Genomic DNA, 18,066 nt, shown 5'->3' on the forward strand with positions numbered 1-18,066 from the left:
AGGTCTGAATGCGTATGCAGTATGCCGAATTCGAATTCAGATGTACACTTATGATCGAAATAGAGTTTTGCCTCTCCCCCTCCAGCTCATGACCTCAACCGTGATAGAAATTACTGGAGGCACCTACTTGGGTGGACTTTATGCTTCCCCTTGCAGTCCGCTTGTCGCAGTTCATTGCTCAATTACAGCGTTTCGTTAAGCAGTTCTTTGCCCCTGCTCGCGCTGAGCAACCTTTAGATCTGCTTTGGATCCAGCAGCAAATTCTGGACAACAGCCCGTATGGCATGATGCTGGTCGATGCGAAACAGCCCGCTCAACCAATCCTCTATGTGAATCATGCTTTCGTCAAACTGACCGGGTTCAGTTCTGCTGAAGTCCTGGGCAGGAACAGTCGCTTTCTTCAAGGGACGGAACACAATCAGCCGGGAGCTGTGGTCATGCGGGCAGCCATCGAGCACGGCGAGGCTTGTTCCGTCGTCGTGCGGAATTATCGCAAAGATGGCAGTGCCTTTTGGAATGAAGTGCAGGTTGTGCCGATTTGTGATCCACAGGGTGTGCTCAATTACTTTGTGGGAATGCAAAAAGATGTTACCGTCCAGGAAGAAGCCCTACGCGCACTGGAACACAGCGAACGCCGTTACCACCAGATGTTCGAAAGCAACACGGCGATCAAACTGGTGCTCGATCCGGAAACAGGGAGCATCAAAGACGCAAACTCCGCAGCCCTCAAGTTTTACGGGTATACGCGGGAACAGCTGCAGAGAATGCGGATTTCCGATCTGAACACGCTGCCCGAAACGGACATCCAGGAGCAGATGAAGCGCGCTCTAACGCGCGAACGTACGTATTTTGAATTTAGGCATCGCCTCGCCTCCGGAGAAATTCGGGATGTGGAAGTATATTCCAGTCCGGTTGACAGCCCTGATGGGCGGCGTTTGTATTCGGTCGTTGTCGATGTCACTGGTAAACGGCAGGCAGCGCTGGAGTATCAAGCCCTGTTCGAGCAGTCGAATGACGCAGTCTTCATTATCGACCTTGAAGGTCACCACAAGCGGGTGAATCAGCGGGCAGCAAATCTGTTTGGTTACGCGGTGGCAGAGCTGCAGGATCTGTCATTTCGTGAGCTGATCGTGTCCAATGAGCAGAACGAAACCCACAAAATCTTCGCGCGCTTACTTCAAGGAGAGCGGATTGCCCCCTACGAACGCACCTTCCGGCACAAAGATGGCACTCCCATCTACACCGAAATTAATATTGAGTTGGTCCACAACAGCCAAGGCAACCCCGTACACTTTCAGAGTGTAGTGCGCGACATCACCGAACGTAAGCGTCTGGAAGTCAGTTTGCGGGAGAGTGAAGAGCGAACGCGTTTAGCGTTGCAAGGCACATTCGCTGGAACTTGGGAATGGGAGATTCAAACCGGGCACGTAGTCTTCGATGAGCGGTGGGCCGAAATTATCGGTTATACCCTGCCCGAACTGCTGCCAACCACCATCCAAACTTGGAGCGATCTCGCCCATCCTGATGATTTGGACTTCTCAAATCAGCGATTGCAAGCACATTTTGCTGGTCAAACCAAGCAGTATCGATGCGAAGCCCGGATGAGGCACAAAGCCGGGCATTGGGTGTGGGTATTGGACAGCGGCTGTGTCACGGAATGGACGGAAGACGGCCGCCCCAAGCGCATGTTCGGTACGCACATCGATATCACCGAAAGTAAGCAAATGGAAGGTGCGCTGCGGGAGAGCGAAGCCAAGTACCGCCTGATTGCCGAGCATACCTCGGACGCGATTTATGTAGTGAACGCGAAACAGCAGATTCTGTACGTTTCCCCAGCGCAAGAAAGTATGCTCGGGTACAGCACGGACGAATTACTCGCGCTGACGCCCGAATCGGTAGCAGAATTAAATCATCCAGAGGATCGTTCTCGCATCATCACGCATCTCCGCGCTGCCGTGGCTGAGCAAGCGACGACCGTCAGCATTGAGCGCCGCCTCCGCCACAAAGATGGGCACTATATATGGAGCGAAGATCGGGCGACCTTAAACTATTCGCCCACGGGAGACTACCTTGGCGCACACATTGTTTCGCGCAACGTAAGCGCGCGCAAACAAGCTGAACAAGCGCTCGAATTGAGCGAAACCCGCTACCACGCCGCCCTCGAATCCAGTATGGAAGCCTACTACCTGCTGGAAAGTGTGCGCGACGTTAGGCATGAGATTATCGACTTTCGGATTGTACAGGTAAATGGCAACGCGCTACGCGAAATGAGACTTCCTGAAGGCGAACTCGTCGGCAGCTTGATCTGTGAGCACTTCCCAATCAACCGCACCAATGGCTTTTTTGAGCGCTATAAACGCGTCGTCGAGACGAGCGAACCACTCGACGAGGAATACGAAGTTCCACCCGGCTACCTGGCATCAGGCTGGTATCGCCATCAGGTGACGCGCGTGGGTGATGGCGTCGCCATCATGAATCGGAACATCACCGAACGCAAACAGGCCGAATGGGCCCTCGCGCAAAGCGAAGAACGCCTGCGGACAATTGCTGACCATATTCCCATCATGATCAGCCTGTATGATCAGACAGGCGTTATTGAATACGCCAACCCCTTCTGGTGTGATCGCTTAGGCTGGTCATTAAAGGAGGTTCAAGCTATTGGCGATCCGCTGATCTTGTTCTTCCCAGATGTGGCGGAGCGACGACAGGCGCTTGAGTACATGCTCTCTGGTCTTCAGGGCTGGCGTGATTTCGAAGTGATGACTAAACATCACGGGCGCTTGCGAACTTCATGGTGGAATGTGCCCTTATCGGACGGGCGCAGCCTTGGCATCGGCCAGGACATCACCGAACGTTACCAAATGGAACAAGCACTGCGCGAGAGCGAAGAGAAATTCCGCGCGATTGCGGAAAACATGTCAGATGGCATCATCATCTTTGATGCCGCGAGCCGTCCACTTTACGTCTCGCCTAGTTATGATCGCCAGTATGGCTACACCGATGGCGAGAGTTTGACCCGCGACCCACACCGCCTCACCGACGTCCTCCACCCCGAAGACCGCGAGGCGACCGTCGCTGCACTGCGGAACGCAATCTGCAGCCATGCGGAGACCTTGACCTATAGTTACCGAACACGACACAAAGATGGGCACTACTTCTGGCGTGAAGATCACGCGCGTTTCAAATATGGGACTGACGGCACATACCTCGGTACGGTTGTCGTAGCGCGCGATATCACGGAGCGCAAACGGATGGAAGAAGTCGAGTACCGACTGCGGTTGGAAAAAGACCGCCTAGCGATGCTCACGCGCTTCTTTCAGGAGGCGGTGCATGAATTCAGCACGCCACTTTCAACCATTGGCACAGGCCTCTATCTGTTAGCGCGCTCCAACGATGCGGAACGCCGCGCGCTCAAAGCCAAGCAAATGGAAGGCGAAATCGATCGAATCAACCACTTGCTGCAATCGCTTGTGCTAATCATGAAAGTGGAAAGCGTCGGCAGTGCCGAGGTTGCTTCTGTGGATGTCAGCAGCGCGGTGCGCACAGAATGTCGTGTTCTTGAAGACCGATATCGCGGTCAGCCTTCCCTTCAACTTGACATTCAAGCCGATCTCCCCTTGATCATGGGCTATGGTCACTACCTGAATCAGGCGTTCCACGAGCTGTTGGAGAATGCGTATCGCTTTACCCCGGCTGAGGGAACGATTAGGGTCAACGTCCAGGCAGTCGATGATCATATACTGGTAGAAATCAACGATACGGGCTGCGGGATCGCTGAGGCGGATTTACCGTACGTATTTGACATGTTCTGGCGGCATGATGAAGCACACACTACACCGGGTTTTGGTCTGGGCTTGGCCATCGCAAAGCGCATTATCGAGCAGCATGGGGGGACAATCAGCGTTAGCAGCGAGATCGGGCAAGGATCATGCTTCAAACTCACGCTGCTCGTGCAGATGACATCCTAGTCTACCAGAAGGCTTATTTCGGCAATACTTCCCGCGATCTGTGGCTTCTCCTTGGCGTTCCATAGACGACGTTCTGGTCGTCCTATTCGTATTTTGCGAGCTTGGTTGTCACCCTTTGTCACAAGAACGCTACACAGGTACCTCTGCAGTTTTACTTTCGATTCAGCTCGCTGATTGTACCTGTTATGTTTCACGCTTTCTCAACCACTCACATTTTAAATGCAATACACGCACTTTTGCGCCATTCTTGCTTATGTGGAGGAACCAGACGTAGATTGTACACGGTCGTATACAAACCCCGTCGTCTCCGAATTGACTATTTATTACAGATGTGCCAGCACTCTGTAAAGTCGACTGGATAGCGTTCCTCACTTCGAGGGGCGCTATTTTGTTTTCCCCTACTACGAGCGCGAAGTCGCCATGCAGTACGATCGCAATTACTTTATCGTCGTAGACAAAGATTCGATCGACAATTTTGGCGATCAACTGCTTTTTCGCCTCAAGCGGGTTGTCTACAGTGTCGCATTCGCTCCAGTAAAGACGGAAGTTGCCGAGCAAGTCAGCGGCTTCGGTGAGGCTGTCATAATCAAGCGGTCGCAGCGACTCCATCTCTTGTTCAAGCTGCTGGCGCTTTTCGAGATATTCGTCTTTCTCCAGCCTGCCCATATCCCACCGAAAATCAATGCGCTCGATAATTTCATTTATTTCCTCCATTCGCTCCAGCGCCGCCGCGTTCTCGATTTTGTTGCGCACAGCGTGTTCAATCTTCTCTTGGTAATCAGAGGGGATTTGAAGATCCGAGAGAATCGCGACGATTTGGCTATTCAGTTCGTTCTCTTGGACAACACTCTCTCCACAAGGCTTGTAGCCCTGAATGTGGGCAATGCAATGATAGTAGGCGACGTGGTTCTGTCTATGGAAGTACGGTCGCATACGTCCGTAGTTCTCGTGGACTAATCCATGCGGCATATTCGCGCGCAGAATACGCGATCATATAGGATGTGAGTGTGCATGTCGCCGACTGTCTTGCGGTAGCGTTGAACGGCCTGACATTCGTCAAACAGCTCATCAGAGACAAAACCTTGATGCTTGCCTTCAAACCATTCTGTTCGATTACGTCGAGACATCTTGCCCTGCCCCAACGTCTTTTTGTATATGGTGTCGGTGTGTGGGACTCGCCCCGTGTAGGTCCGGTTCTGAAGCAGTTCACGCATCATCTCTTTGTTGATGGGTTTCTGCCCTTGCCGAAGAGACTGAATGTAGGGACGCTCATGCAACCACGCGGCCATATCCGCATCGCTAAACTCCCCAGTGGAATACAATCTGAATGCACGCCGAACGAGCGCAACCGCACAATGATTGACATGTAGTCCAGGACGCCGATCTGATGTCGCATTTGCAGCAATTACAAGATCATAGCCCAGCGGAGCGATACTTCCGTTGTATTCGCCATTTACCGCACGATGCCGTTTGCCGCGTTTTGTCTCAGTACTCAGATTCTTGGAATAGAATGCTGCATTGCGGCGGGGTTGGTCGGCATCGCGAACGCGATGCGGCGCTGCTGCTAGGCAGCGCCAGAGCTCGGTAGGAGCGGACAGGTGAGATTTTCGAAGTACTAGTTCTGTTCAAATGAAGTCGTAGTGTTGAGCTGCTGACGATGGTCTCGCCAATTCGGGAGCACCTGATCTAGGAGTGCGTAGAATGCGGCTTTGTGGTTCATTTCGCGCAGAAAGCAGAGCTCATGCAAAATCACAAAGTCGATCAGTTCGACGAGTGCTTGGATAATCTTGCGATTCAGCGATAGAGTGCCTTTTGCCGTCAAACTACCCCAGCGAGCCTTCATGGAACGCACCACCAGCTTAGGGACTGGTACTCCCCAGTGACTGATACGAGCGAAACAAATACGCAATCGCTCGGCAAACACCCGGGATGCCTGAACATCGAACCAATAATCGACACAATGTGCAAGAGCAATTGGCAAGATCGGCTTGCTGATTTCAACGGATAAGGTTGTGCGCGACCGAGTCGCTCGTGGTACAGAGGGTTCGACTACCTTCAAACGAGGTTGGCGACCAAGATAGCAGTACGCTTCACTACTGGTCTACCCCCGATAAAGTGATTCATTTGCAATTTATGTAAAACGTTAGACTGATCCCTAAAGAAGCAGCAGAATCTTCAGTCGATACTTCATACAAAGTGCGGATTATCCACTTCACGCAGGCCGTCCAAAGTTTTTCATTTGACAAAGAGCCAGCTTAATTATGGTTCAAGGTTGACACATTATAATCTTGTTTGCGAACAAGCAAATCACTGCGACAGCAGGCTTTCTAGCCCTAATAATAGATGAAGCATTGGTTCCAGCCTACCACCACGCTGCTGATGAAACTCTACGCTTTGACGAGCCGAGAATGGCTTATTATGACTACAAATGGAGTTCGATCGCCGCCCGTCGCCTTAGTTCGATCAACTTCCCTGACAACGTGATGAATCTGCCTCGTCCCATCGTTAATCTTCTCACTCGCCAGCGCTGGCTGCTTGTCGCGCTGGTGGTCGCGCTGTTCTTTCACGGCGCGCTGCTGCTGGCCGGGAGCTACCGAGGCACTTATGACGCCTATGTGCACATCTTCTTCGGCGACCACTACCGCCGCGACTGGTTCAGCCTGTGGGATACGCGCTGGTACACCGGCTTCACACTGGTGAGCTATCCGCCGCTCACCCACCAGTTGATCGGCTTGATCGCCAAGCTCACGGGCAACCTGACGACGGGCTTCGTCGCCGTGATGCTCACCTCCTCGCTGACGACCACGCTCGGTGTGTACCGCTTCAGCCGCCTGTGGATCAACGAGCGCGCCGCAGGCTATGCCGCGCTGCTCACCGCCTTCAGCAGCAGCATCGCGGAGACGGTGCACGTCTTCGGTCAACTGCCGACTATGTTCGTCATGGGCGTGATGCTCAACGCGCTGCCGTTCATCTGGTCGTGGCTGAAAGACGCCCGCCTGCGCGATCTGATTCGCGGGTGGGCTATGCTGATGATCGCGGCGGCGGGGCATCACGTGACCACGCTGTTCGGCATGGTGTTTTTTAGCGGTCCGATCATCGCGACGATTCTGCTGTTGATGTTTCGCACCCCGCGCGCCGACGAAGGGGAACGCGCGGACGAACGGGTTTCCCTACACACTTTGTTCCGGTGGGGTGTGCGCCGGGTGCGCCGCGTCTTCCCAACGCTGGCGCGAACGGGCGTGTTCGGCGTCGGCCTGATTCTGATCCTTGTGATCACGGTGCTGCCCTACTGGCTGTGGAGCAAAAGCGACCCGATCACACAAATCAGCATTCCGCACGCCAGCCGCGACAGCTTCATCGTCAACAGCGCCGCTGGCCTGATGTTCTTCCTCGTGCCGTGGGGTGTGCAGCTCATCGCCTTCCCCTATGCGCTGTATAAGGGCTTCGGCTCGCGGAATTGGATTCTCGCTGCATCGTTTGCGGGCTGCGCCTTCCTCGGCACAGGCGGCACGACGCCGCTGCCCGCCTTCCTGCTCAAAGGCGCGTACTACATCCTAACACTGGATCGCTTCACTTTCTGGTCAACGATTCTGATCTTGCCATTCGCCGGGCAGTTCGTGGAAAGCCTCGTGCATGGGCGGCTCGGCGCGTGGATCGCGGCGCATTTTGGCGCGTGGTGGCGCATCGGGTTCATCAGTGTATATTTCGGCGCATTGATCGCGGTGGCGCTGTTCACGGCCAACCTGACGCAGTTCCGCAAGTTCCAACCCGCGCCGCTCGATATGACGCCGATTGTGGAATTTCTCGCCAAAGACAACCACGATCATTGGCGCTACCTGACGCTCGGCCTCGGCGATCAAATGGCGTGGCTCTCCGCGCAGACGACCGCCCTCAACGTGGAAGGCAATTATCACAGCGCGCGCCGCCTGCCAGAAATGACGAGCACGCCCGTCGAACGATTGGACGGCGCGAAGTTCACGGGCATTCCCGGCTTAGGCAGTTTGCAGCAGTTCTTGACCAATCCGCAGCGCTACAACCTCAAATATGTGTTCTCGAATGACGCCTTTTACGATCCGCTGCTGTATTTCTCCGGCTGGCATCGCTTGGGCCGCCTCGACAACGATGTAATCGTGTGGGAACGCTCAGACGTGCCGCCGCTGCCTCGTCGATCCGGTGCAGGTCTACCCGACGTGGCAGCGCATGATGTGGGGCATTCTCCCGGTCGGCAGCATCGTCATTACGCTGATCGTGTTCATCGTGACCACGCTGATCGTCCCCGGCATCCGCTGGCGTTCTGGCCTGCTCGACCGGGTGCGCCGCATCAAGCTCATTAACGACTGGCTGTTCGATGCGCCCGGTCAAGCCCCCGAACCCGGCGGCGATTGGCAGTTCTGGATCAAAATTGTGCGGCGCCTCTTTCCGCGCATCAACATCAAACCGCTGCCGCACCGCGTCATCTATGGCCTCGGTTTGCTGGCGCTCGTCGCCGCGATCGTCATGGTCGGCTTCCTGACCTTCCGCCGCACCGCGTATGCGCCAGAGCGCGTGCTGCTCGACTACTACGACGCCATCGACTTCAAGCGCTTCAGCGACAGCTACGCGTATCTCGACACCAACCTGACGCGCGAAGAATACCTGCGCTGGCTGTCGCTGCGCGGCGGGCTGGTGGCATCGTTCGCCAAGCTCGACAACCTGTACACAACCATCACACCGATCGACGCGACGCATGTGCAAGCCAACGTAACCGCCGAATGGGTGACCGCGCTCGGCACATACCCGCAGGAAGTCAGCTATCAGCTCAACTTGACGCCGGAAGGCTGGCGCATCCAATTTGATGAGGAAGCGCCACCGCGCCCACGCGAAACGTTCGTCGCCGCGCCGACCACCGACTGGTTCCAGAATTTACCGCTCGGCACTCTGGACGAAACAGCGCTCACACGCGGCGTCATTGACCGCTCGTTGGTGAGCGCCAGCCCAGCAACCGTCGTCTATCGCCCCGAAGAACTGGTCGGCTTTCTGCCCACCGGCATCGACGCCAACCGCGAGGGGCGCTTCTACGGCATGATCAGCGTGATTGGCTGGGTGACGAACCGCGATCCCTACCCGGCGGACGTGACTATCACCGCGATTTTGCGCGGCGAACACAACGAACGCCTCGCCGAAACTAACACGATGGACGTGCAGCTCCATCAACTGCTGCCCGGCGAAACGACACCGTACCGCGTTGACTTCTTCGGCGCGGAGGGAAGCGAACTGATGGAGATTGAGACGATAGCGTCGGTCGAACTGAACATTCGCGGCGTCCCCACCCCCTACAACCTGTCCCGCCAGCTCACGCTGATCGGTCCAAACGAGCTGTACAACACCGGCGCGACGATGGTTGACGTACCACGCGTGCTGATCGCGTACATGGACGATGATCAGAACCTGACGTGGGTCGACGGCTACACGCTCGAACTCTCGATCCCGCCGGATGATCAGCTGATTTTTGATCTGCCCGCCGTGCCGGACGACTTGGAAACGCTGGACATTCCGGTGACTGTGGACGGACCGCGCCTAGCCGACTGGGTCCAGCCCGATACCATCACCGCGCCAATCTATCTGCTGCCCTACGGGTTCACGCGATGATGAGGCTCTGGCCCACACCCAAAGTCTGTAGGGGCAAAGCATGTCTTGCACCAACGATTCTCATCCTCCTGCTGGTTGGAGTCCTATCGACACACTTGATTGCTGCACAGGACACGCCGACCGTGATCACGCCGGATGCGCCGTGGACGATCAATGCGGGTGATGAGTGGTCACTCACCGTGATCATCGATGGCGCGGCGGCCGGTACCAAAGCGGACACCACCCTCATCACGGGATTGCGCCGTTACGACGCCGAACTCACACTCGGCTCCGGTGGGATCGCGCGGTGGGACGTCGGCCCGGTTGCCAGCGCGGGCGCGGGCGTCGTGATCGTGCGCTTCGGCGATCAGCAGGTGCGCCATGCGTTGATCGTGCAGCCCGCCCCCGCCGAGACGCTGCAAGCCTTGACGACCGCCAACAATCTGCCCGCCTATGGCGAAGGCCAAGGCATTGTGATCGCGCTGGTCGAAGATGCATGGGGCAATCTGATCGAGCACTGGCTGCGCGCCACCATCACCGCCGATTACCCGGCTGCTGACAGCGAGTCGTATCCGCTGCGCTATGCGAGCGGCCTGTTCTGGACATGGCTGCCGAGCGGCGGCGAACCGGGGCGCGTACTGCTGACCATGAATGTCGATGCGGCGACCGATACGTTCGAACTGAGGCAAGTTCCCGGGGAGGCACAGTACATTCTGCTGCACACCTCGATGCGCTGCCTCGAACAGACCGACGGACGCGATGTGCTGACACTCACTGCGCGTGTGACCGACTCGCACCGCGAACCTGTCATTGATGGCACACTGGTCACGTTCGCTTGGGAAGATGGTAGGGGTTCGGCGTCCGTCGTCAACGGGCAGGCGACGCTAGAAATCCCGGCGCGAGCGGGCACGTATCAAGCCCTGACCGGAAATGTCGTTTCGAGCCGGATGCGCTTGGGAGCCTGCTAGCATGTCCAAGCGCCGTGCCAAGCTGATCATCTTCCTCGCCGCCGCTCCGGTGCTCGCCGTGCTTGGGCTGGTCGCGCTGCGCGGCTTGAGCACGTTCATCGCCTCGTTTCAGGAAGGGGCGAACCCCGCATCGATCTTTCACGGCGCGGAACTGCGCTTGCCCTACTCGGATCAGGTGTTGTGGCTGGACGATTTAGGCGATACCGGTCACACGCCGACGGTGGCGCAGCGCGAAGAACTGATCGCCGCGTACTGGAACGCGTGGAGCGCGCTGGAACGCGCTTACCTCACGGGCAACGCCGACGATTTGACAACCTACTGGGCAGGCGGTGCCTACGAGCAGCTGCACATCGAACCAAACGGCAAGCTGCACCAGTCCACGAGTGGGCATCAACTGCGCCTGCGCTTCTTCGCCGACGATGGCACAGTCGCCGCGCTCGACGATCTCGATTTTCAGATCACGCAAACGCTGGACGGCGAAACGCTCACGTTCACAGCCAGCGCCGCCGTGATCCTCACGCTCGATAACGGCTACTGGCGCATCCGGTCAATCAGCGTGGATTACGCGGTGTAATCCTAAAGACGAGGTCTGAGCGTGCTTAAAGCGCAGCCACTAAAGCCGCTCCACTCGCCCGCGGACGCGATAAATCGCGTCCCTACGAAAACACACTCGGTTTGGCAACAATTTTGTCTCCCCTCTCCTATTTTCGGAGAGGGGCTGGGGGTGAGGTCAGACCTACGGCACGAACAGCTTCAGCCCGGGGATGCGCTTGATCACAGTGACAACGCCGACCGAGAGCACGAACGTCAGCACGGCGGTGAGCGGAATGCCGATCAGCGTGCCGAGCGTGTAGCTGTCGATGACGAAGCCAAGCTTGCCGCTGCCGAGCAGTTCCATGATCAGCATGTGGACGAAGTACACGCCGAGGCTGCACGACGCCAGATACAGCACGACCTTCTGAAAACGCGGGAAACGCGCGTAGATATCTGCCCATGGCAGGCTCTTGAGGAACAGGAACATCCCCGCCGAGACGATCACCATGTTGAAGCCCTGATTATTCAGGAAGAAATCGTCAAGCTGACCGTCTTTCGCCATTGTTAGCGCGTAGGTGCTGTACTGCGTGAACAGCAGTGCCCCGACGACGATCAGCAGCGTCGGCAGAATCTGCTTCGGTTTCAGGAACACATCACGCAGGTAGTACCCGCCGATGAAGTAACCGACATAGTTGGTCATGACGACGAGATCGAGGTTGATCTGCATATTCAGGAGGCGCGAAATCGTCGGCAAGAGCGTCCACGCGACAAACCACACAATCAGGAAGTAGCGCAGGTTGGCACGGGTGGCGCTCTGCACGTATACGCGCAGCACGGGCGTCGCCAGATACAGCCCGAGGATCATCTTGATGAACCACAGGTGATCGTAGACCACGCCGCCGAGCAGCAAGCGAAGCATATCCTGCGGCGCGAGCGGTTCGCCGCGAAAGACGACGCGCCACGCCAGATACACCGCCGCCCACCCGAGAAACGGGATCAACACTTTGAGGAAGCGCTTCTTGAAGAACACGCCCAGCGGCTGATCTTTCGAGATGCCGAGCAGAAGCGCGCCGCTCACAATGGTGAAGATCGGCGGGCCGCCCTTCGACAGTGCATGATAGAAGTTGGATGTCCACCAATCGGTGAGCGAGATGGTGTTATAGTGCGGCGCGAGAATCGCGGCGACGTGGATGAACACCACCAGCGACATGGCGTACACGCGGATCGGTTCGATGTAGAGCAGGCGCTCCGCGGCGCTCGCCTTGGTACGAGCGACCGCAGGCGCAGCACTGATCGGAGCATCCGGCGCGGCGACCGGGGGATCCAGCGCAATAACGTTGTTCATGGCTTTCATGACGAGCGCACCGTGAAGTCTGTGAAGCTAACCTGAGCGAGTGAAGTGGTGAGTCCGAGGTAGCCGCCAGCGCTGAGCAGCGGCACGGCATTGGCGACGGGTAAGCCGTCCAGTTCGATGAAGTACACGCCGTTTCCGACCTTGACTGTCAGGGTGTGCGGGTTGGTCTCCGGGTTGGGAATGCCGAGCGAGCCCTGCGCGACGAAGCCCTGTGACGGGTCAAAGTAACCCCAGACCAGCGTGGACGCATCGACATAGCGCACGAGCTGACCGCCCACGGTCGATTCGCGGTTGGGAACGTTAAACACGATCCCCGCGCCGACCCCGGTCACATGCTGGAAGCGCGTGGTGATCTCCACCTGGCGGCTGTACTGCACGCCGTTCAGGAAGACGAAGTCGTAGCCATCCGTTTGCGCCTGCACCAGACCCCCGCCAGCAAATGACCAGTTGCCGCCGAGACTCACCCAGTTCGTCGGGTCGGTGAACAAGCTCACCGGATTATCGGCAAACGTGGGTGGCGTGACCGTGACCGCATCGGGCGAGATGGCCGTGAGCTGCGGGCGCACAATCAGCAATGTCATCAGCACATTGGCGATCAGGTAGACCCCAACCGCCATCCCCAACCCGCGCACTGCGGTGCGCAGCGAAATTGTTGTCTCCATGCCTTGTCCTGGTGTCAGTGTTTGGGCGCCCAACGCGTGAGCAACTTTTTCAGTTCACGCAGGATGAGTGGCTTGCTGACAAAGTCGTCCATGCCCACTTCTTTAGAACGCTCCATCCAGTCCGCGTGATTCAGTGCCGTCATTGCGATGATCGGCACGCGCGCCGTCCCTTGCTCAGCTTCCAACGCGCGAATGCGGCTCGCCGTCTCAAAGCCATCCATTTTCGGCATCATGCAGTCCATCAGGATGAGATCGTGACGACGAAACGTCTGGGTATATACGAGCAGCGCTTCTTCGCCCGAGGTGACAGCATCCGCCTTGTAGCCCAATGCGCTCAGCATATCGAGCGCCAACTGCCGATTCGGCGCATCATCTTCGACGATCAGCACACGCACGCTCTTGGGTTTCGGTTCGGGGGTCGCTTTGACTTCGGCCACGGGGGACTTCGCGGCAACGCCCAGATGCAGCGTAAACCAGAAGACCGTGCCTTCGCCGACGATGCTTTCCACGCCGATTTTGCCGCCCATCTGCTCGACGAGGCCGCGCACTATGGCCAACCCCAAGCCCGTGCCGCCATAGCGCCGGGTGATCGTGCCGTCCGCCTGCGTGAACGGCTGGAACAGGTGCGGGAGCTGATCCGCCGGAATGCCGATCCCGGTATCGCGCACCAGGCAGCGCAGGGCAACGGCGTCACCTTCTCGCTGCAGCACTTGCAGCACCAGCTCAACCTCTCCCTGCGCGGTGAACTTGACCGCGTTATCCAGCAGGTTGAGCAGAATCTGCCGGAGTCGCACCTTATCCGCCAGCACGCGCGGCAGAGACCGATCCAGTTCCCATTTGAGCATGACTCCCTTGTCTTTGGCGCGCGGGTTCACCACTTCCAGCACGCTTTTGACGACATCGTTCAGGCTCATCTCCACGGGGTCGAGCACAATGCGCCCCGCTTCGATTTTCGAGAAGTCGAGGATGTCGTTGATAATATGGAGCAGATGCTTGGTCTCGTTGTGCAAGATACCGACGAGCTCTTTGTGCTCCGCCGCCAGCGGCGTCAGCCCGAGCAGTTCCGCCGACCCGAGGATGCTCGTCATGGGCGTGCGAATCTCGTGGCTCATCATGGCCAGGAATTCCGACTTGAGGCGAACACTTTCCAAGGCGCGGTCACGAGACTCCGCCAGACCCAGTTCCAACTGCTTAAACTTGGTCACGTTGCGAATGATCCCGACGATACCGATGTAGTCGCCAGCATCATTGCGCAGCGGGATTTTGGTGACCGTGAACCACTCGCGTTCATCCCCCGCGACGATAACAGCCTCTTTGTCGATGATCGGTTTGCCCGTTCGGAAGATTTCGACATCTTCATCGTCAAAGCGCGTAGCGACATCCGGCGGGTAGAAATCAGCGCGGGTATGCCCGAGCACGCCGCTCGGTGCAGTTTTGCCCGTTGCCGCGGCAAAGGCTTGATTTGCCACGATATAGCGGCCATATTGATCGATGATATAGATCTGCTCGGGGATGGCGTCGACCAGCGTATTGAGCAGATGCCGCTCGCTGATCAGGAGCGCTTCGGAACGCGGTTGCTCGCCGAGGTCGCGGATGATACTCTGGATGTAAATCGGCAGTCCAGCCTCATTACGAATGAGGCTCAACCAGACTTCGCCGGGCACGCGCGATCCGTCCGGACGGATGAAATAACGAACGTATGGTGTCACCACCTCACCGTGCATGAGGTGCTGGAGGCGTTCCTGTTGATCCGGGAGTTCCGCTGTACTTACAAAAGTTTGAATGGGCAGCCCAACCACCTTTTCGCGGGGCACTCCGATCAGGAGTTCAGCCCGCGCGTTGAGGTCGATGATTCTCTGGTCGAGCGAGAAGGTGAAGACAGCGTACACTGGAATCGGGTCATGCGCGTTCACCGAATCATAGGTCGCGCCCACCGCTTGCAGGAATGCCTGCCACGCTTCCGCCGACGGCGGAGCATCCGCCGTCAGTCCCAGCGTGCCCAGTTGATGGTTCAAAAACACGTTCATCGTCTAATCCGCCAACAGACCAGCTACAGTTTGCATAATCATCTGCGAACTGGAGGGCTTCGTTAAAAATGAATTCGCGCCCATTTCGCGCGCCGTGCGCACATCTTCGTCCCGACCGCTGGCAGTGAGCATGATGACCGGAATGTGCTTGTAGGTTGGACATTCGCGCACCCGGCGCAGCAGGGTGAAGCCATCAATATCCGGCATCGCGATATCGAAAATGGCAAGATCCACGGGTTCCGCTTCGAACACAGCGGGCGCTTCCGCGCCGCTAGTCACGCCAGTCACCTCATAGCCAGCCGCTTCGAGAATCTGTACGATGATCCGGCGCGCGACCACGCTGTCATCGACTACAAGAATATGCGCGCTCATCAGAAAACCTTCAACGCGTCGATCACCGTTGTTTTCATCACAAACACGCGGTCGAATTTGGTCAGGTGAAAAATGCGGCGGGCGTCATCGCTGCGAGGTGAGACGACAGCCACATCGCCTTCCTTCAGGCGCGCATTCTTCAGCAGGCTGATGAAGGCGGCCATGATCGCGCTATCCATAAACGCGACCTCTGACAAATCCAGCACAAAATTGTAGAAGCCCTGGTTCAACAGGTCCTGCAACCGGGTGCGGAGTTCGGGCGCGTTGTTAATATCCAAACGTCCCTTCAGTGTGACGAGCGAGACCCGAACGATGTGTTCGGCAACCTGCATCTCCATAGCGCTACTCCCTTACTTGAATGTCTTGATCATGCGCCACCGGTTAAACGTGCCCGCGCACGTGTATTCCACCCGATCCATCAGGCTGTACGCGAGCATCAAGCCGAGACCATGTTCCGGCAGCGTGTCTAGATCCGGCTCGGCAACGGCGTTCGGGTCAAAGCCCGTGCCGGTATCCAACAATTCGAACGTCATACAGCGACTCTCAGCCGCATAGTAAACAGACAGTCGAATACGCCCATCGCTCCGGCCTGCATAGGCGTGGTTCACAATATTGACAGCGATCTCATGCAGCGCGAGCTGCACATTGTAGCGATCCTGCTGGACGGTGATGCCGACGCGCTGGAGCGTTTCTTCCACGCACACGCCGATCACCGCCATGAAGGCATTGACTGCCTGAATATCGAGGGTGAGAAGAGGTTGCTCGTCGTTCATTCAGCACTCATTCGCTTGATTATCATGAGAGTCTGGTCATCGTCTTGCGGACGTTGATCGCGGAAATAACGCACCGCGCCGAAAAATGCCGCGGCGCTGTCCTGCGCGCTGACCGCGGCGGTCTTCTCCGTTAAATGGAGCAAACGGTCATAGCCGAATATCTCGCCGGACGGAGCGAACGTTTCGGAGAAACCATCGGTCGCAATTACCAGCGAGCAACCGGGGACAAACGGCAAGGTGTGGTCTTCACAGAAGTTACTGGGGAGCGCGCCCACCGGCAGACCATCCGCTTCCAATAGCTGGGCACTGGCTCCGGGAGCATGATACAAAACGGGCGAATGCCCGGCGTTCGCAATCGTGATTTCTGGGCAGTCGGGATCAACCCGCGCGATGAACAGCGTGGCAAACACGCCAATTTCCGTGAAATCATCGTAGAGTGTGTTGCTCAGATGCTCAATCAGCGCGCTCGGCGAGGATAGCTTGAGCGCATCGACCGCGCTGCGCAGCGCCGACCGCAGCATCGACATGATCATCGCGGCAGGTACCCCCTTGCCGGACACGTCCCCAACCACAAACAGCTGGTTGCCGCAGGCACTCTGCAGAAAGTCATAGTAGTCGCCGCCCACCGAGAGCGCGGGAATCGAGCTGGCGAAAATATCCAGCCCCCTGACCGTCGGCGCACGCCGCGGCAGCAGGTACGACTGCACCTGACGCGCCAGTTCCATCTCTCGATCCGCCCGCTCACGCTCCAGCGTCTCGCGATAGAACACGACTGTTTCCAGATGGGCAGCGGCTTGTTCAGCCACCGCCGTCATCAACTTGATGTCGGGCGAATTGAATATACGCCCCTGCCATAGCAGGACCGCGCGCAGTTCACCGCGTATTTGCATAGGCAGGCAGAACGTCGCCGCGTATTGTTCATGCGTGCCACGTTCCAGCGTCTGCAAGGCGACAGATTCCAGCACGGCTGAATATTCGTAGGCGGCAGTGTGAAAGCGATGCAGCGTCTTGCCATCGTTAAACAGAATCGCCGCCGCGCCGACCTGCAGCATCTGGCGCGCCGCGTCGGCAATGGCGCTCAGGGCAGCCTCCAGCTTGAGATGAGGGCGCAGCGTGTGCTGCAAATCGTAGAGGGTGAGCAGTTGATCCTGATGCTCGACCAACGCCGCCGTGACACTGTCTACTTCCCGATCCTGCGTGAACAGCGCCGCCAGCAGATGCGCATCCGCTTGTAAGTGCGCGGCCTGACCGGGTGCGACGCCCCCCCACACCAAAGCTTTGAGGGCGGGGAGAGTGGACGCTGTGGCGGTCAAACCGGGGTTTTCGGCTGGTAAGGTTCTCGGCAGAGACATGAGCAGTTGATCGTCTTCGCATAAAGCAAATGCAGACGCGCCGGCGTCGAGCCACGCCCGAGCGAGCGTGTCGATTTCGGCGCGAAAGTGTTTCCAACGAATCACGGCTTGGCCACCATCAAAGCTTCGACGGCATCCGCTTCGCTCGGGTAGATGTTGAAAGCTTTATCCAACCGCGTCAGTTCAAAGATGATGGTGACGGGCTGCTGCAGGTGCGACAGGTAGAGGTCGCCGCCCTGTTCGCGGCAGCGCTTCATACCCCGCAGCAGGCAGGCCATCGCCGCCGAGTCGATGAAGCTGACTCCGGCCAAATCGATGACGACGCGGCAGGCCGCCGCCGAGACGTGAGCATCAAACCAACCGATGATAGCGGGGACTTCAAACGCATCAAAGCGACCGGACAGCACGAGAACTTCAACACTACCAGCAACGCGATCTTTGAGTTCCAA

Annotated in this window: 14 protein-coding genes and 1 pseudogene; 4 read left to right on the plus strand and 11 right to left on the minus strand. The window is 57.5% G+C overall.

What is annotated here, in order from left to right:
- The first annotated feature begins 140 nt into the window (after nucleotides 1–140).
- Nucleotides 141–3,968, plus strand: coding sequence for a PAS domain-containing protein (locus IPK17_RS02265; protein ID WP_343416583.1), 3,828 nt, complete (start codon nucleotides 141–143; stop codon nucleotides 3,966–3,968).
- Nucleotides 3,969–4,151: 183 nt separating this feature from the next.
- Here the strand turns inward: IPK17_RS02265 and IPK17_RS02270 are convergent, their stop codons facing one another.
- The 3 genes and pseudogenes from IPK17_RS02270 to IPK17_RS02280 form a co-directional block, all read right to left on the minus strand.
- Nucleotides 4,152–4,901, minus strand: a complete 750-nt coding sequence (locus tag IPK17_RS02270) for a hypothetical protein (RefSeq protein ID WP_343416046.1) — start codon at nucleotides 4,899–4,901, stop codon at nucleotides 4,152–4,154.
- 20 nt (nucleotides 4,902–4,921) lie between these two features.
- Complete coding sequence (locus IPK17_RS02275) at nucleotides 4,922–5,566, minus strand: recombinase family protein (protein ID WP_343416584.1); 645 nt, start codon at nucleotides 5,564–5,566, stop codon at nucleotides 4,922–4,924.
- A gap of 17 nt (nucleotides 5,567–5,583) precedes the next feature.
- Nucleotides 5,584–6,051, minus strand: a pseudogene (locus IPK17_RS02280) (M48 family metallopeptidase); the annotation flags it as partial.
- Between the two features lie 325 nt (nucleotides 6,052–6,376).
- Between IPK17_RS02280 and IPK17_RS02285 the strand changes: the two are divergent.
- From IPK17_RS02285 to IPK17_RS02295, 3 genes are all read left to right on the plus strand, one after another.
- Complete coding sequence (locus IPK17_RS02285; RefSeq protein ID WP_343416047.1) at nucleotides 6,377–8,302, plus strand: putative glycosyltransferase family protein; 1,926 nt, start codon at nucleotides 6,377–6,379, stop codon at nucleotides 8,300–8,302.
- A gap of 1,389 nt (nucleotides 8,303–9,691) precedes the next feature.
- Nucleotides 9,692–10,543: a hypothetical protein gene (locus IPK17_RS02290; RefSeq protein ID WP_343416048.1), complete on the plus strand. Its 852-nt coding sequence runs from the start codon at nucleotides 9,692–9,694 to the stop codon at nucleotides 10,541–10,543.
- Between the two features lies 1 nt (nucleotide 10,544).
- The gene (locus IPK17_RS02295; protein ID WP_343416049.1) at nucleotides 10,545–11,117 is read left to right on the plus strand and encodes a hypothetical protein; all 573 of its coding nucleotides are present in this window, start codon (nucleotides 10,545–10,547) and stop codon (nucleotides 11,115–11,117) included.
- A gap of 162 nt (nucleotides 11,118–11,279) precedes the next feature.
- Here IPK17_RS02295 and IPK17_RS02300 read toward each other — a convergent pair whose 3' ends face one another.
- From IPK17_RS02300 to IPK17_RS02335, 8 genes are read right to left on the minus strand one after another with little or no spacing between them, the layout of a single operon-like run.
- Nucleotides 11,280–12,431 carry an acyltransferase gene (locus IPK17_RS02300; RefSeq protein ID WP_343416050.1) on the minus strand — a complete coding sequence of 384 codons (1,152 nt, stop codon included), beginning with the start codon at nucleotides 12,429–12,431 and terminating at the stop codon, nucleotides 11,280–11,282.
- Complete coding sequence (locus IPK17_RS02305; protein WP_343416051.1) at nucleotides 12,428–13,093, minus strand: hypothetical protein; 666 nt, start codon at nucleotides 13,091–13,093, stop codon at nucleotides 12,428–12,430. Before IPK17_RS02305 ends, IPK17_RS02300 begins: the two co-directional genes overlap by 4 nt.
- A 14-nt stretch (nucleotides 13,094–13,107) precedes the next feature.
- The gene (locus tag IPK17_RS02310) at nucleotides 13,108–15,120 is read right to left on the minus strand and encodes an ATP-binding protein (protein ID WP_343416052.1); all 2,013 of its coding nucleotides are present in this window, start codon (nucleotides 15,118–15,120) and stop codon (nucleotides 13,108–13,110) included.
- Nucleotides 15,121–15,123: 3 nt separating this feature from the next.
- The gene (locus tag IPK17_RS02315) at nucleotides 15,124–15,492 is read right to left on the minus strand and encodes a response regulator (protein WP_343416053.1); all 369 of its coding nucleotides are present in this window, start codon (nucleotides 15,490–15,492) and stop codon (nucleotides 15,124–15,126) included.
- Nucleotides 15,492–15,830 carry an STAS domain-containing protein gene (locus IPK17_RS02320; RefSeq protein WP_343416054.1) on the minus strand — a complete coding sequence of 113 codons (339 nt, stop codon included), beginning with the start codon at nucleotides 15,828–15,830 and terminating at the stop codon, nucleotides 15,492–15,494. Before IPK17_RS02320 ends, IPK17_RS02315 begins: the two co-directional genes overlap by 1 nt.
- A gap of 12 nt (nucleotides 15,831–15,842) precedes the next feature.
- A complete protein-coding gene (locus IPK17_RS02325) occupies nucleotides 15,843–16,265 on the minus strand; it encodes an ATP-binding protein (protein WP_343416055.1) in 423 nt (140 codons plus the stop codon).
- Nucleotides 16,262–17,722 (minus strand): PP2C family protein-serine/threonine phosphatase, encoded by a 1,461-nt coding sequence (locus IPK17_RS02330; protein ID WP_343416056.1) that lies wholly within the window; start codon nucleotides 17,720–17,722, stop codon nucleotides 16,262–16,264. Before IPK17_RS02330 ends, IPK17_RS02325 begins: the two co-directional genes overlap by 4 nt.
- Nucleotides 17,719–18,066: an STAS domain-containing protein gene (locus IPK17_RS02335; RefSeq protein ID WP_343416057.1), complete on the minus strand. Its 348-nt coding sequence runs from the start codon at nucleotides 18,064–18,066 to the stop codon at nucleotides 17,719–17,721. The genes IPK17_RS02330 and IPK17_RS02335 overlap by 4 nt, the downstream gene beginning before the upstream one ends.

The organism is Candidatus Flexifilum breve (assembly GCF_016713355.1).

What these genes read in the sequence shown, in the direction of transcription:
- IPK17_RS02265 (WP_343416583.1), top strand. Translation starts at nt 141, where the DNA reads ATGCTTCCCCTTGCAGTCCGCTTGTCGCAGTTCATTGCTCAATTACAG.
- IPK17_RS02270 (WP_343416046.1), bottom strand. Translation starts at nt 4,901, where the DNA reads ATGCGACCGTACTTCCATAGACAGAACCACGTCGCCTACTATCATTGC.
- IPK17_RS02285 (WP_343416047.1), top strand. Translation starts at nt 6,377, where the DNA reads ATGGCTTATTATGACTACAAATGGAGTTCGATCGCCGCCCGTCGCCTT.
- IPK17_RS02295 (WP_343416049.1), top strand. Translation starts at nt 10,545, where the DNA reads ATGTCCAAGCGCCGTGCCAAGCTGATCATCTTCCTCGCCGCCGCTCCG.
- IPK17_RS02300 (WP_343416050.1), bottom strand. Translation starts at nt 12,431, where the DNA reads ATGAAAGCCATGAACAACGTTATTGCGCTGGATCCCCCGGTCGCCGCG.
- IPK17_RS02305 (WP_343416051.1), bottom strand. Translation starts at nt 13,093, where the DNA reads ATGGAGACAACAATTTCGCTGCGCACCGCAGTGCGCGGGTTGGGGATG.
- IPK17_RS02310 (WP_343416052.1), bottom strand. Translation starts at nt 15,120, where the DNA reads ATGAACGTGTTTTTGAACCATCAACTGGGCACGCTGGGACTGACGGCG.
- IPK17_RS02315 (WP_343416053.1), bottom strand. Translation starts at nt 15,492, where the DNA reads ATGAGCGCGCATATTCTTGTAGTCGATGACAGCGTGGTCGCGCGCCGG.
- IPK17_RS02320 (WP_343416054.1), bottom strand. Translation starts at nt 15,830, where the DNA reads ATGGAGATGCAGGTTGCCGAACACATCGTTCGGGTCTCGCTCGTCACA.
- IPK17_RS02325 (WP_343416055.1), bottom strand. Translation starts at nt 16,265, where the DNA reads ATGAACGACGAGCAACCTCTTCTCACCCTCGATATTCAGGCAGTCAAT.